13 protein-coding genes are annotated in these 15,753 nt (G+C 45.6%); all 13 read right to left on the bottom strand.

Translation table 11 applies throughout. The features are described from left to right. Positions 1 to 81: 81 nt before the first annotated feature. The 13 genes from ftsZ to rsmH all read right to left on the bottom strand — a co-directional run bounded on the left by ftsZ (position 82) and on the right by rsmH (position 15,577). On the bottom strand, positions 82 to 1,299 hold the full coding sequence (gene ftsZ, locus OCV29_RS14620; RefSeq protein WP_073602592.1) for a cell division protein FtsZ: 1,218 nt from the start codon (positions 1,297 to 1,299) through the stop codon (positions 82 to 84). A 30-nt stretch (positions 1,300 to 1,329) separates the two neighbouring features. After that, a complete protein-coding gene (gene ftsA / locus OCV29_RS14625) occupies positions 1,330 to 2,592 on the bottom strand; it encodes a cell division protein FtsA (RefSeq protein WP_073602593.1) in 1,263 nt (420 codons plus the stop codon). Next, complete coding sequence (locus tag OCV29_RS14630; RefSeq protein ID WP_073602594.1) at positions 2,573 to 3,364, bottom strand: cell division protein FtsQ/DivIB; 792 nt, start codon at positions 3,362 to 3,364, stop codon at positions 2,573 to 2,575. The genes ftsA and OCV29_RS14630 overlap by 20 nt, the downstream gene beginning before the upstream one ends. A 180-nt stretch (positions 3,365 to 3,544) precedes the next feature. Beyond that, positions 3,545 to 5,008, bottom strand: a complete 1,464-nt coding sequence (murC, locus tag OCV29_RS14635) for a UDP-N-acetylmuramate--L-alanine ligase (RefSeq protein ID WP_073602595.1) — start codon at positions 5,006 to 5,008, stop codon at positions 3,545 to 3,547. 13 nt (positions 5,009 to 5,021) lie between these two features. Next, positions 5,022 to 6,083 carry an undecaprenyldiphospho-muramoylpentapeptide beta-N-acetylglucosaminyltransferase gene (gene murG / locus OCV29_RS14640; RefSeq protein WP_073602699.1) on the bottom strand — a complete coding sequence of 354 codons (1,062 nt, stop codon included), beginning with the start codon at positions 6,081 to 6,083 and terminating at the stop codon, positions 5,022 to 5,024. Beyond that, positions 6,070 to 7,272: a cell division protein FtsW gene (gene ftsW, locus OCV29_RS14645; RefSeq protein ID WP_084193233.1), complete on the bottom strand. Its 1,203-nt coding sequence runs from the start codon at positions 7,270 to 7,272 to the stop codon at positions 6,070 to 6,072. Before ftsW ends, murG begins: the two co-directional genes overlap by 14 nt. Positions 7,273 to 7,281: 9 nt before the next feature. Further along, complete coding sequence (gene murD, locus OCV29_RS14650; protein WP_073602596.1) at positions 7,282 to 8,601, bottom strand: UDP-N-acetylmuramoyl-L-alanine--D-glutamate ligase; 1,320 nt, start codon at positions 8,599 to 8,601, stop codon at positions 7,282 to 7,284. Between the two features lie 35 nt (positions 8,602 to 8,636). Then, the gene (mraY, locus tag OCV29_RS14655) at positions 8,637 to 9,719 is read right to left on the bottom strand and encodes a phospho-N-acetylmuramoyl-pentapeptide-transferase (protein WP_073602597.1); all 1,083 of its coding nucleotides are present in this window, start codon (positions 9,717 to 9,719) and stop codon (positions 8,637 to 8,639) included. Further along, positions 9,716 to 11,077 (bottom strand): UDP-N-acetylmuramoyl-tripeptide--D-alanyl-D-alanine ligase, encoded by a 1,362-nt coding sequence (locus OCV29_RS14660; protein WP_073602598.1) that lies wholly within the window; start codon positions 11,075 to 11,077, stop codon positions 9,716 to 9,718. Before OCV29_RS14660 ends, mraY begins: the two co-directional genes overlap by 4 nt. Further along, positions 11,074 to 12,570 (bottom strand): UDP-N-acetylmuramoyl-L-alanyl-D-glutamate--2,6-diaminopimelate ligase, encoded by a 1,497-nt coding sequence (gene murE, locus OCV29_RS14665; protein WP_073602599.1) that lies wholly within the window; start codon positions 12,568 to 12,570, stop codon positions 11,074 to 11,076. Before murE ends, OCV29_RS14660 begins: the two co-directional genes overlap by 4 nt. A 12-nt stretch (positions 12,571 to 12,582) precedes the next feature. Continuing rightward, entirely contained in the window at positions 12,583 to 14,301 is a 1,719-nt protein-coding gene (locus tag OCV29_RS14670; protein WP_073602600.1) for a penicillin-binding transpeptidase domain-containing protein, read from the bottom strand. Continuing rightward, a complete protein-coding gene (ftsL, locus tag OCV29_RS14675) occupies positions 14,298 to 14,630 on the bottom strand; it encodes a cell division protein FtsL (protein ID WP_073602601.1) in 333 nt (110 codons plus the stop codon). The genes OCV29_RS14670 and ftsL overlap by 4 nt, the downstream gene beginning before the upstream one ends. Continuing rightward, on the bottom strand, positions 14,627 to 15,577 hold the full coding sequence (gene rsmH / locus OCV29_RS14680; RefSeq protein ID WP_073602700.1) for a 16S rRNA (cytosine(1402)-N(4))-methyltransferase RsmH: 951 nt from the start codon (positions 15,575 to 15,577) through the stop codon (positions 14,627 to 14,629). The genes ftsL and rsmH overlap by 4 nt, the downstream gene beginning before the upstream one ends. Positions 15,578 to 15,753 lie beyond the last annotated feature (176 nt).

The following is a 15,753-nucleotide window of genomic DNA, read 5'->3' on the forward strand; positions in this document are numbered from 1 at the left end:
TCAGTACTACAAGTCATGACCGATATAAATCGGTCACACATTCTATCATCAATGATCACATCTGCAAACTTATGATGCAAATCAATCAGCCTGACGACGCAAAAAAGCTGGAATATCCAAATAACCGCTCTCTTTCTCTTTAGGTGCTGTATTTTGTCCACCACCCTGAGTTTTTGCCTGCGAAGGCTGAGGTTTAGCTTCAACATTCCCTTGCAAGTTCGGTGCCGGCTTCTTCTCTTCAGAAGTTGTCACTTGCGCCGGAGCCGGTGTTTGCTGCACTTTTGGTTGCTGCTGAGGCGTACTTGTTTTTCCACCTGCCACTAATGTAATGTCTGGTTTCCTTTCATTACCAATACCTGTAGCAACAACCGTCACCCGAATTTCATCGGCCATATCCGGGTCAAGTGAAGTACCAATCACCACAGTCGCATTATCTGAAGCAAATGCTTTCACCGTATTACCGACCGTTTCAAATTCATCTAAGCGCATATCGAGACCAGCGGTGATATTCACTAAGACCCCACGGGCACCGGCAAGATCGATATCTTCTAAAAGAGGGCTGGAAATTGCCATTTCAGCAGCCTCTTCCGCCCGGTCTTCACCACTGGCAACTCCGCTTCCCATCATTGCGTGGCCCATTTCAGACATCACGGTTCTGACGTCCGCAAAGTCCACATTGATCATGCCGGGTCGCGTAATCAGTTCAGCAATGCCCTGAACTGCGTTTTTCAATACATCGTTAGCATTTGCAAACGCCTCTAAAAGCGTAATGCCACGACCTAATACCTTCAGCAACTTCTCATTTGGTATCGTAATCAAAGAGTCAACATGCTTTGATAATTCTTCAATACCCTGCTCTGCAAAGGCCAGACGCTTTTTACCTTCGAAACTAAATGGCTTCGTGACAACCGCCACAGTAAGAATACCAAGTTCTTTTGCAACTTCAGCAATGACTGGCGCGCCACCAGTTCCGGTACCGCCACCCATTCCGGCCGCTATGAACACCATATCGGCGCCAACCAGTGACTCTTTAATTTTTTCTTTATCTTCGAGAGCTGCATCACGTCCTACTTGAGGATTTGCGCCAGCACCCAGACCTTTTGTGATATCACCACCAATTTGGATTACGGTACTGACACTTGTTTTACGAAGTGCCTGAGCATCTGTGTTCACACTGATGAATTCCACGCCTTCGATGGATTCACGCACCATGTGTTCTACGGCATTACCGCCACCGCCACCAACTCCAACGACTTTAATTACAGCATCGTCAGACATTTCCATCATCGGTTCAAACATGTGTTATCTCCGTTTTTCCTGCAACTCAGGTTAAAACTCTTTTTGTATCCAGTTACGCAAACGTCCAATCAACCCCGACATGGACTGACGCTTAGGCTCGCTATAGTCTGTCTCGTCAATAACCTGACTGTCTTTTGCATAATGAAGTAAACCAACAGCCGTCGCATGGTACGGCTCTTTAACATAATCAGTAAGTCCACTGACCTCTAATGGCTTCCCAACCCTGACCTGGTTGCGAAACACGCGCTCTGCACATTCAACTACACCTTCAATTTGTGCGGCACCTCCAGTCAGGACGACTCCGGCAGCCAAATGATGTTTTACACCTTCAGATCTGAGTTTTTCCTGAACTGAGTCTATTGTTTGATGAACAAGCCCCATTAATTCAGTGTAGCGAGGCTCGATTACTTCAGACAAGGTTTGTCGTTGTAAACTTCGGGAAGGACGACCACCGACACTGGGAACATTCACAGTATCGTCCTTGCTTACAAGTTCACTCAAAGCACAACCATATTTCACTTTAATTTCTTCAGCATCACTAACCGGGGTTCCAAATGCAAATGCAATATCATTCGTCACCGCATTTCCTGCATAGGAAAACACTTCTGTGTGCCGTAAAGCTCCACCTGTCCAAATTGCTATATCCATTGTGCCAGCGCCAATATCAACGACACAAACACCAAGCTCTCGTTCATCTTCAGTAATTACTGCATTACTCGCGGCCAAACCAGAATAAACTAACTGCTCAACTTTTAAGCCACATCTTTCAACCGCTTTAATAATATTTCTTGCCATATCATTATGGCACGAAATAATGTGCACACTAACTTCCATGCGCACTCCTGATAAGCCTAGCGGATTTTTGATACCTTCCTGGTAATCAATTGTAAATTCTTGAGGAATAACGTGCAGAATCCGCTGTTCATCACTGATTTTAATCGATTTCGCAGTATGAATCGCCTGATCCATATCTTCCTGGGAAACTTCCTCATCAGAAATAGTTCCCATACCTTTTTCTATGCGACTGGCAATATGTTTTCCTGAAATCGAAAGAAAAACATGATTAATCTGACACTCTGCCATTAATTCAGCTTGATCTATCGCCCGCTGAACAGACTTTACAACTGACTCTAAATCATTGACGCCGCCCTTATCCATTCCTCTGGAAAAGCTTGTGCCTGCCCCGATAATATTAATCTGGCCGTCAGGCAAAACCTCTCCGACTAAGGCTGATACAGAAGCCGTGCCAACATCAAGACCTACAATTATGTTGTCATCGGTCATTTTTGTCATTTGTACTATTTAGTCCTAAATCTTGCTGAGGAAACCAACCCACAGCCGCGCCAGTGTCATATCTGAGATCAATATAGCTAACCTTTTCAACATCATGACCAAGATACTGATACAGCATAAAAAAACGTTTTATTCGCTCAGAAATTGATTCTTTACCCAGTTCCAGCCGAATACCATTGTCCAGTATAATCTGCCATGCCCGCCGTTCATTCAGCACAAGGGATGAAATATTCAGTCCGGCCTGCTGAAATAAGGGATTATACTCCCGCCACATATTCAGTACTTCTGTTCCTGAATTTTCCGGACCATATAACCGGGGATAGTCCCCATGTACAAGGCCCGGATCGCCGTCAAACACGATGCCATCAGCATCAATTAAAGCCTGACCATTCCAAATAGCCTGAACCTGATGCTCAGTCAGAAAAACTTTAATTGTATCCGGCCACTGCTTTCGGATTGAAGCATGTGACACCCAAGGGATGTTTTGAACGCAAGCCTGTAACTCATCCACATCCTGAGACATAAAAGTCCCGATATGATCCAGCTTCGCAAAGGCATACTGAACATCTTGCGCCGTCACATATTTAAGATCACCCTGCAATATAATCTTAGACAGGGGTAACCTGTGATCATCCCACATCCAGCTTAATGTGGCATACAACAACGCACATACAACAGTAAAAACAAAAAATAAAAACACACAGCCACTGGCATGTTGCTTTATTAATGATGTTTCTGATTGCTGATGACCCTTCTCCAAAACTAATTTCATTCAGATCACTTTCATGCCACCAACATAATAACAATGATGTCTGTAATAATAATCACGGCAAAAGCTCTTACTTTAACTTTCGGATTATACTGAGCTCCCAAAAAGTATCAAACAAAGAACTTCAGAAATTTATATTTGATGCCAACTTACTCAATACAGGCCTGATTTTTTGACGTTCGACTATTCCATTTGTTTCATCTTTTCGATCTGAAGCTCCAGAGCTGCAAGCTGCTTTGCCACTCTGCCAATATCACCAGCCCCCTGAGTCAGCAGTAAGTCACCATCTTGTAATACATTTGCCAGAACCGATGGTAAAACCTGACTATCAGAAACGAAAATGGGATCCAGTTTCCCGCGACTTCTGATTGTTCGGCATAAAGAACGACCATCAGCACCGGCAACAGGCTTTTCTCCGGCAGCATATACATCCAGCATAATCAATACATCCACTTTCTCTAATGTATTGACAAAATCATCATACAAATCTCTGGTCCGGCTATAACGGTGAGGCTGAAAAATCATCACCAGCCTTTTGTCAGGCCAGCCATTTCTTGCGGCCTGGATCGTGACACTGACCTCCGTCGGATGATGACCATAGTCATCAACCAGCATCACCTGCCCATTCCCGGTTTCGAATTCACCCAGATCATCAAAGCGGCGCCCCGTCCCCTGAGTACTTTCCATCGCCCGGAGAATCATATCATCAGGAATCTCATCTTCCGTAGCGACAGCAATGGCTGCAGCTGCATTCAGCGCATTATGTCGTCCGGGTATATTCAATGTAATGGGTAATGCATTTTTTCCCTTACGGGTAATCGTGAATTTCCCCTGCTGCCCTATTTGATCATAGTCCTCTATTTGCACATCTGCATCAACGGAAAAGCCATAAGTAATCACCTGCCGGCTAATTTGTGGGATCAACTCTCTGATGACCGGATCGTCAATACATAAAATAGCCTGTCCATAGAATGGCAATTTATGAATAAAATCTATAAACGTTTGTTTCAGCGAATCAAAATTCCCCTGATAAGTATCCATATGATCAGCTTCAATATTTGTAACAATACTCACCATAGGTTGCAGATGAAGAAATGATGCGTCACTCTCATCAGCTTCTGCGATCAAAATCCGGCTGGACCCTAAACGGGCATTGGTTCCGGCACTTTTCACCAAGCCACCGTTTACAAAGGTAGGATCAAGCCCTGCTTCAAAGTAAATCTGTGTGACTAATGCTGTCGTCGTGGTTTTACCATGAGTCCCTGCAACAGCAATGCCATGCCGGAAACGCATTAATTCAGCCAGCATCTCAGCCCTTCTGACGACAGGAATACGCTTTTCTTTTGCTTCCTGAACTTCAGGGTTATTTTTATCGATAGCTGTTGAAACAACAACAACACTAGCCTGAGCCACATTTTTGGCAAAATGTCCGATAAAGACTTCAGCTCCTTTTGTCTGTAATCTTTTGGTCACCGGATTCTCTGCAATATCTGAGCCAGTAACCCGGTAGCCTTCATTCAGCAGTACTTCTGCAATACCACTCATACCAGCACCACCAATTCCAACAAAATGGATACTTTCAACTCTCCGCATTTCAGGAATAATCGCCCGAAGCTGGGTTAAATCAGGTGTCTGTTTAATTGTCATGATTGAAAATCCACTACTCTGTTAAAGTGATAATTGCATCGGCAACAACTTTGTCTGCATCATTTCTGGCTAAATCACGGGCTTTAACCGCCATCTGCATCAGTTGCTCTCTGTTAAGAGCACTGATTTCATCGGCCATTTTGCGGGGAGTCAGGTCAGGTTGCTCGATCATTTTGGCAGCACCATGATGAATCAGGTGTTCCGCATTGAGTGCCTGCTGCCTGTCTTTATGCATAAAAGGAACAAAAATCGCTGCGACACCAGCAGACGAGATTTCAGAAACAGTCAGTGCACCCGAACGACAAACAATCACATCAGCCCACCGGTAAGCCGCCGCAACATCATCAATAAACTCAGTCACATCGACCTGAGAAACAGCCTGACTGGCATATAAGGCTTCAACTTCTTGTTTTTGCCCCTTACCTGCCTGGTGACGCACCTCAAAATTTCCATCCAGTAACGCTATCGACTGCGGCAACGTCTGATTTAAAATCCGGGCTCCCTGACTTCCACCCATCACAAGGATATGAATCGCACCCTGACGATCTTTCATGCGCGCCAGAGGCGATTCCAGCGCAATCACATCCCGCCTGACAGGGTTTCCAACGACTTCAGCATGGTCAAAAGCACCAGGAAATGCCTGAAAAACCCGTTTCGCTATTTTAGAAAGCCAACGGTTCGTTAGCCCGGCAACTGCGTTCTGCTCATGAAGCACCACCGGAATACCAAGAGACCAGGCTGCAATCCCGCCCGGACCACTGACATAACCGCCCATACCTAAAACGACATCTGGCTGAAAACGTTTCATATGTCGCCGTGCCTGAAGAATTGCCTGAATAATCTGAAGCGGTGCTTTGACTAAACGCAGAAGACTTTGTCCTCTCAGCCCTTTAATCTGTATAAAATCAATCTCAATCTGGTGACGGGGAACCAAATCCGCTTCCATCCGGTCTGCTGTCCCTAACCAACGGATTTCCCACCCCTGCTGTTGTAATAATCCAGCGACCGCCAATCCGGGAAACACATGACCTCCGGTACCGCCGGCCATCACCATTAAGCGCTTATTTTTTTTCATCTTTTTCATAAACAGTATCTGACTGACCTAAGTTCAGTCTGCGTTCAAAATCAATTCTCAGTAAAATAGAAACAGCCACAGACATGATAATTAAACTGGAACCACCATAGCTAATCAGCGGTAAAGTAAGCCCTTTTGTCGGCACAATACCCGCTGCGGCGCCCACATTGACCAATGTTTGAAACGCAAACCAGATCCCAATACCAAAAGCAAGATACCCACCAAACTGGTGACCACTTTCAAAAGCTTTCCTGCCGATAAATACCGCCTTTAAAACTAAGGCCATCAGTAGTCCGAGAACCAGAACAACGCCGACAAACCCCAACTCTTCAGCTAGTACAGCAAACACAAAATCGGTGTGGGCTTCAGGCAAATATTCCAGCTTCTGGATGGAATTACCCAGTCCTTGCCCAAACCAGCTTCCACGCCCGAATGCCATCAGGGACTGAGTCAACTGATAGCCACTGCCAAAAGGATCTTCCCAAGGGTCCAGGAAAGAGGTCACCCGACGTATACGATAAGGTTCAGCCACAATCAATCCGATGACAGACATAATCCCGGCAACCATAAGCGCGATAAACTGAGACAACTTAGCACCGGCAATAAAAAGCATCCCAAACAGGGTCACAAGCATCACAATGACTGTCCCTAAATCGGGCTGCATCAACAACAACACAGCCAGACAAGAGAACACCATAATAGGCTTCATAAAGCCCCCAAAAAAAGTCTGGCGGACTTCATCCTGTTTTCTGACCAGATATCCTGACATAAAAATAAACAACGACAGTTTAGCCAGCTCTGCGGGCTGAAGATTAAACAGCCCTAAGGGAATCCAGCGCGATGCACCATTGACTGATTTGCCTAACACCAGAACAATGACCAGCAGGAACAACGAGACTCCCAGTAGTAATGAACTATACTGAAACCACTTTTGAGTGGGTATCTGCATCACAACCGACGACACAACGATCGCCAGAAAAAGAAATGTGGCATGCCGGAACATAAAATGAAAGGGCTGATCAGTCAGACGTGAACTCACAGGAAATGAAGCGGATGTGACCATGACCAGACCCACTAACATCAGTCCTAAAGCAATCCAGACTAATTGCCTGTCAAACAATGCATCAGGATCAGATGTCATCAGTTTCTCTTTGAGAACTGAGATATTTTTCAAAAAATCAGCCACGATATACCTGAATTAAGCAAAACGTTTAGCCAGCCGGGCAAACGCATCTCCGCGCGCCATAAAATTCTTATATTGATCAAAACTTGCACATGCAGGCGAAAGCATCACAATATCACCACTTTTCAACCCGGGAGCGATATCTTCGAGTACATCTTCGATGCCTTCATACAACTGAGCCGAATCATGGAGTGGCATAAATTGTTCACCATCCCGGCCGAAACAACACAACTTCAGATTCAGAGAAGACAGAACCGGCTTGAGCGGAGAGAAATCGGCGCCTTTTCCCACACCACCAACTAAAAGATATAATTTGCCATCCAGTGTCAGCCCAGACAAAGCAGCTAACGTACTGGCGACATTCGTCGCTTTTGAGTCATTCACCCATTTTATATCACGTCGCATTTCGACCAGCTGACAACGATGAGTTAAACCTGTGTAAGATTTTAAAGCGTCCAGATGAGATGAGTAATCAATATCCGCTAAATCCAGAAGTGCAAGAACTGTCAGCACATTGGCAACATTGTGTCTGCCCACCAGATGCAAAGAGGCTGTCTCTGCCACCGGAAGACCTTTTGCAACCAAATATTCTGTTCCTTCAATCTGTCGCACTGAAAAGTCCGCGGATTGCTTTAATGAAAAACTAACCTGATTTCCTGAATACAAGTCCGGATAAGTGGCTGGATCATCGCAATTAACCACAATTGATTCTGCATGATTGAATATTCTGAGCTTTGCTTCACGGTAAGCTGCCATACTGTCATATCGATCCATATGATCTTCTGACAGGTTCAGAAATGCAGCGGCTTTGACCTGTAAATGATCCGTTGTTTCCAGCTGGAAACTTGAAAGTTCTAAAACATACAGATCGATGGATTCATCAATTAAATCCAGCGCAGGAACGCCAATATTACCACCAACCCCCACGTTCAGACCGGCAGCTTCAGCCATTTTCCCGGTTAAATCTGTGACGGTACTCTTGCCATTAGACCCCGTAATTGCAATGACAGGCTGATGAACATGCCATGCGAACAATTCAATATCACCCACAATCGCAATATGATGGTTCCGTGCCTCCTGCAGTTCAGGTGTCGCAAGAGAGATGCCCGGATTTACCACAATAAGGTCTGCCTGACTCAACCATTCAGCACGCCATCCTCCCAGATGAATTTCCACATGCCCGGGCAATTGATCAACTCCGGGAGGGTTTTGACGGGTATCAATCACCTGAACAGATACATCCTGATGATATTTCTGAATATATTTAACCACTGACAGACCCGTGATACCCAATCCAACCACAACGACCTGTCTGATTTCCTGCCAACGATTCATCTTATGTACCATGTATAGAGACCGACAATGAAAGACTAACGAACTTTCAGTGTCGCCAGACCGATAAGAACCAGAACAATTGAAATAATCCAGAACCGGACAATCACTCTCGGCTCAGGCCATCCTTTTAATTCATAGTGATGATGTATAGGTGCCATACGGAAAATTCGCTGCCCCCTGAGCTTATAGGAGCCCACCTGCAAAATCACCGAAAGTGTCTCCATCACAAAAACACCGCCCATAATGACCAGTAGAAATTCCTGACGCACTAAAACGGCGATCGTTCCGAGAGCACCACCCAATGCCAGAGAACCGACATCACCCATAAAGACCTGTGCCGGATAAGTGTTAAACCACAAAAATCCTAATCCAGCGCCAACAATAGCAGTACACACCACAGATAACTCAGAAGCATTGGCAATGTAAGGGATATGCAGATAATTCGCAAAATTCACATTCCCGGTTGCCCAGGAAATGACACCAAAACCGGCAGCGACCAAAACTGTCGGCATAATTGCCAGGCCATCCAGACCATCGGTCAGATTCACCGCATTACTGGTGCCAACAATCACAAAATAACTCAGCACAATATAGAACATCCCCAGCTGTGGCATGATTTCTTTAAAAAACGGCACAACCAACTGAGTTGCTGCAGTATCTTTACCATAGGCATACAAGAAGAAAGAAATCACTAAGGCAATCATGGATTGCCAGAAATACTTCCAGCGGGCAATTAAACCATCCGTATTTTTGCGAACAACTTTCCGGTAATCATCAATAAACCCGACAACACCGTAACCAACCAAAACAAAAAGCACCGCCCAGATATAGGGATTTGATAAATCAGTCCAGAGTAACACCGTGAGGACAATTGAGGCTAAAATCATCACGCCCCCCATTGTCGGTGTCCCCTGCTTACTGAAATGACTTTCAGGGCCATCATCCCGGACAACCTGTCCGATTTGCAATAACTGAAGCCGCTGAATCAACCGGGGTCCCATCCATAATGATGCACCTAAAGCAGTCAGGATGCTGACAATCGCCCGAAACGATAAATATTCAAATAACCGAAAAAAAGAAAAATATGGCTGTAGTAACTCTGCAAGCCAAATAATCATGCGTATTTCTCCTTGAGAGCAGCCACTATTTTACTCATGCCTGCGCTATGAGCACCTTTCACTAACAAAACATGTTGCTTCCGGCTCTCTTTATTTAATTCACTACTTATATAATTAACAATATCCTGATGAGAGTCAAAATGCATCCCATGACAGATATCACTGATAACCTGAGTGTCATGCCCATAAGTCAGGACATGTTCAAACCCAAACTTTGCCGCATGTTCACCGACCTGCCGGTGAAGTTCAGGGGCTTCCTCCCCCAACTCAGCCATGTAACCAAAAACTAACCATCGCTCAGCTGAAAACTGTCCCAGCATATCGGCGGCTGCAAGCATCGAAGGAACGCTGGCATTATAGCTGTCATCAATCAAACGAACAGAGTCAGTTAACCGAAAAACATCACAACGTCCAGCTATATTTCTGGATGACTCAAGCCCTGCCTGAATATCATCCAGTCTGACGCCGGCTTCCATTGCCAGAGCAGCAGCTGCAAGCGCATTACTGACATTATGCAATCCCATAATCCCAAGATGAATCTCACAAGAACCTTTAGGGGTATGAAGAACAAAAGTGGGGTATGCCATCTCATCCAACGTCACGGAAGAAACACAATAATCAGCCTGAGGATTTGTAGCAGATATCGTTTTAACAGCCTTATCACGTAAGACCTCATCCCAGTATTCCGCCCCCTGACTATCAAGATTCACAATCGCTGTCCCACCGGGCTTCAATCCCTGATAAATTTCCCCTTTGGCCTTTTTTACACCGTCGATCGAACCGAAACCTTCTAAATGCGCTGCAGCGACATTGTTGACCAAAGCAATATCCGGACGAACCAGGCGCGTCGTGTAATCAATCTCACCCAGATGATTCGCACCAAGCTCAATGATGGCAAAATCATCTTCAGGCTGAGAGCGCAACAACGTCAGCGGCACACCAATGTCATTGTTAAAGTTGCCTTGCGTAAACAAAACAGACCCTTTACGGGACAGAATGGTAGCCGTCATTTCTTTCACTGTGGTTTTACCACAACTTCCGGTAATCGCAATAGTCGGTGTCTCACACTGCTGATGCACCCATGAAGCAATCAAGCCCAAAGCAATTCGGGTATCAGGCACAATCATTTGTGGAATTGAGGCAGAAACTTCCCGGCTCACAAGCACAGCAGATGCCCCCTGCTGAATCGCCTGCTCAATAAAGTCATGCCCATCAAAATGTTCACCGGTTAAAGCGACAAAAAGAGCACCTGTGCTGATAGTTCTTGTATCTGTGGAAACAGACACGATCTGGCAATCTGCGCCTGTTTTTTTTGCCTGAAGCAGTTGTGTCAGTTGATTCAGAGTCGTTTCTATCATAACGTCAGCCCCAGTAAATGCTGTGCTGATTCACGATCAGAATAGTGAACAGCACCTTCGGAGGTCACCTGATAATCTTCATGACCTTTGCCTGCAATTAAAATGATGTCCTGAGCCTGAGAATGTTCTAAAGCAAATTTTATAGCCTCATAACGGGAGTGTTCAACAGAGACATTGGTCGTATGAGACAGCCCGGCTTTCATTTCTTCGATAATCGCTTCAGGAGACTCGTTTCTGGGATTGTCATCTGTCAGCACAATTTTATCTGCAAGCGACGCTGCCGTTCTTGCCATCATTGGTCGCTTCCCTTTGTCCCGGTTACCACCACAGCCAAATATCGCCCACAGCTGACCATGACAATGCCCTCTTAAGGCAACCAGTGCTTTTTCAAGTGCATCCGGTGTGTGCGCATAATCGACAACAAGTTTTGCTTTACCCGGCACATGAAATAACTCCATTCTGCCGATAACCGGTAATAATTGCGGCGCGGTATCCATAAGCTGCATCTTATCAATCCCCAGAACCAGTAACGCAGCCATAGCCAGTAAAACATTACAGGCATTAAACGCACCAATCAGCGGTACAGAAAGGGTTCCGGCTCCCCAGGAACCGTCAAAAGAGATCCGCATACCATTTTCAGTACATTGAATCTCCGTCGCCCATAGTGCAGATGTCGCATCCGGCCGGGCCACTAAAGAAACTGCAACCGCATTTTTCATTTCAGACAGCCAGCGTTTTCCCAGTGGGTCATCGGCATTTATCACAGCATAACGGCACTGATGTGTGGTAAATAACAATTTCTTTGCGTTACCGTAAGCATCCATATCTCCATGATAATCAAGATGATCACGGCTCAGATTGGAAAAAATACCCACATCAAAACTTAGTGCTTTGACACGCCCCTGAACCAACCCATGGGAAGAAACTTCCATTGCCGTGTATCCGGTGTCCTGAGCCAGTAACTCAGACAAATTTTTTTGAATCGCAACCGCACTTCCGGTGGTATTCGTTGCCGGTTTCAGTTGCCCGGGAAAACCATTACCGGCAGTTCCCATCACCGCAGCCTTCTTATCTGATAACGTCAGCCACTGGGCAATCAACTGTGAAATTGTTGTTTTACCATTCGTGCCTGTCACTGCCACTAAATAATGTTGATGACTGGGATGGGAGTAAAGCCGGCCAGCAAGTTCAGACAGATGGTTACCCAGATCATCCAGATACAGGACCCATGTTTCTTCAACCAGATCCGTTTCACCATGAGGATGCTGTGCATCAGACTGAGCCAGTACCAGATTGGCACCTTTTGATGCAGCAGAAGCGATAAAGTTCCGTCCATCGACCTGGTGGCCGATAATTGCAACAAAAGTGTCTCCGGGGCCAATCTGACGACTATCTAACTCCAGATGGTTGATACAAAAATCAGGACAATTAGTCTGTTCAAGCTCGATCCAGGGAGAGATAAGTTTTGACAGAACAATTCTATCGTTTGCCATATTGTATAGTCCTTAATCGGTATGGAGCTGCTGAGCATCCGGCGGTACATTCATGATTTGTAATGCACCTTTCATAATTTCGGAAAAGACCGGACCAGCAACAGAACCTCCGGAATATTCATCCCCCTGAGGTTCATTGACAACAACAACCATAGATATTTTGGGATCACTGACAGGTGCAACACCAGCTGTAATCGTCACATATTCATCACTATAACCGCCTTTCGCCGCTTTTCTGGACGTTCCGGTTTTGGCCGCAATCCGATAACCGGGAACAGCAGCCCGTGTCGCCGTTCCTCCGGGCTGTGTCACTGTCTCAAGATACTCAAGAACCAGTTTTGCGTATTCAGCATCCACAACCTGATGCGATAAATCCTGCTGGTTATTATCAATAATATGGATCGGCTGATAACGCCCATAATTTCCTAAAGTCGCATAGGCATGTGCCAGCTGAATCGGCGTCACCGCAATGCCATACCCAAATGCCAGTGTAGCAATTTCGAATCTGGACCATCGCCGGCGGTTGGGAAAAATTCCCGGCGTCTCTCCGACAATATTCAGACCTGAAACTTCACCCAGTCCAACAGATGTATACATACCCAGCAGCGCCTGAATCGGCATTCTGAGCGCCAGCTTGGCTACACCAATATTACTGGACTTTTGTAATATCTTCTGGAGCGAAGCTTTCCCGATACGGGATACGTCTCTGACCCGGCTGCCACCAATCTGAAAAATGCCATTTCCGGTGTCAATTACCGTGTCTTTGTCCGCAACACCATTTTCCAGCGCAGCAAGTACAACAAAGGGTTTTACGGTAGAACCCGGTTCCATCGAGTCAGTCAGAACCCGGTTCCGCATTTTAAATGTTTGCAAATCAGCCCGGTTATTTGGGTTATATGACGGTGCATTCACCATCGCCAATATGGCCCCCGTTTTGACATCAATAATCACAGCTGAAGCAGAGGTTGCCCGGTGATCCGCTTTCGCCTGCTTCACTGCACGGTAAGCAATTGCCTGTATTCGTTGGTCAATCGTTAATTTCAGCGATTGACCTTCATGCTTTTCTTCCAGCGCAATATTTTCAACAACCCGGCCGTAGCGATCTTTACGGATGACCTGTTTGCCCGATTCACCACTCAGCCAGCTGTCATAACTCCGCTCAACGCCTTCCAGACCGTGCCCGTCAATCCCGGTTACACCGACTAAATGAGCACTAACTTCGCCTGCTGGGTAATAACGCCGGGATTCAGATTTTAACCCAACCCCTTTTAACTTCAGTTCATGGATATACTTAGCCATGGGTGGATTGACCTGTCGCTGTAAGTATATAAATCGTCTGCTTTTATTGGCTTTAATCTTATTGATCAGAGCCTGACGGTTTAATCCAAGTACATCTGCCAATGCATACCACCGGTCAGTTTCTTTGAGTTCGTCATACTTAAATATAGTCGCAGGATCAGCCCAGACGGCTTCGACAGGCACACTGACAGCCAGAGGATCACCATTGCGGTCAGAAATAATGCCACGGGCAGAAGGGATTGTTTTTGCACGAATAGAGCGTAAGTCCCCCTGATAAATTAAATTATCCGGTTCGAGAATCTGAATATAAGCAGCCCTGCCCACCAAAATTGCAAAAGCCACAAACACAAAAACAAGCAGGACATAAAAACGCCAGCGAATGAATACGCTTTTTTGTTCTGTCGGGGACAAAGCAGGCTGAACTTTTTTCATTTTAAAGAAATCACAACTTCTTTATCGGGGTCAGGGCGTTTCATTTCCAGCTCTTTGCTGGCCATATCCTGAACCCTGCTGTGTTCAGATAACGCCGTTTCCTCTAATAGTAAATTTCGCCATTCTTCATTCAAGCGCTCTCTTTCGGCCATTGTATTTGCTCTCTCTAAAATTGCCTGGCGAGATTGATGCGTGGTAAAAACAACCCCCATCGCCGTTATAAATATAACTATCAACAAGATCAGGGAAAACTTCCCGGTGGTCAAGAGATCAAATAAAACGATTTTAGCCAGATTCGGCTCCGATGAAGATGCGAATGGCGTTCTCATAATTTTTCGGCAACCCTGAGAACAGAACTTCTTGAGCGGGAATTTAATTCAACTTCCTGTTTTGAAGGTTTGATTGCTTTTCCTATCGTTTTCAAACTGGCTTGTCCCAAAGCCTGAATTTGCGTCTCTGTCAATGGCATACCATGAGGGACTTCCGGCCCCCGGCTCTCTTTGCGCATAAACCGTTTCACCATCCGATCTTCAAGAGAGTGGAAGCTAATGACAGAAAGCCGCCCTTCAGGTGCAAGAATTGACAACGCGCCTTGCAAAGCCGTATCAATTTCTTCCAGTTCACTGTTAATGTAAATTCTGAGCGCCTGAAAAGATCGCGTTGCAGGATGTTTTTTCTCTTTAAAACTTTTAGGCACAACATCCGATATGAGCTGCGCCAGTTGCCGGGTACGAAGCAATGGCTCATTTTCTTCATTGTCGCGATAGCTCACAATTGCCTTAGCAATTTTCCGTGCATAGCGCTCTTCACCAAACTCGCGGATAACCCAGGTAATATCATCCAGCTCAGCATCAACCAGCCATTCAGAGACAGGAATACCTGATGTGGGATCCATCCGCATGTCCAGCGGACCATCTTTCAAAAAACTGAAACCACGATCGGCATCATCTAACTGAGGAGAAGAAACACCCAGATCAAACAGAACACCATCCACAGAGCCAGCTAAATGATGCGCTCTGGCATAATCGGCAATCCCGGAAAAGGGGCCATGGATAATCGTAAATCTGGGATCATCGATGCTTTGTGCGACTTCAATCGCCTGAGGGTCGCGATCAATACTGAACAAACGCCCCTGAGGTCCAAGCCTGGACAAAATCGCTCTGCTGTGCCCGCCACGTCCGAAAGTACCATCAATATACAAACCATCAGGTTTGATATTTAAACCATCTAAAGATTCATTAAGCAGGACAGAAATATGCTGAAGTGGGTTTGTCATCATTCTCTCGTATCAGCCAACCAGGGCGTATGTTGCGCAATATGGTAGTAAAATGCTTGAAATTCTGCCACCAGTTCACGTTGTACTGACGTGATATTACGCGCAGTTTATATGATTTGTTACAGGATACGTCAGTAAAAAGCAAAAACCCATCATAACAAAAAGTCATGATGGGT

It is taken from the genome of Vibrio aerogenes (assembly GCF_024346755.1).
Lineage (GTDB): Bacteria > Pseudomonadota > Gammaproteobacteria > Enterobacterales > Vibrionaceae > Vibrio > Vibrio aerogenes.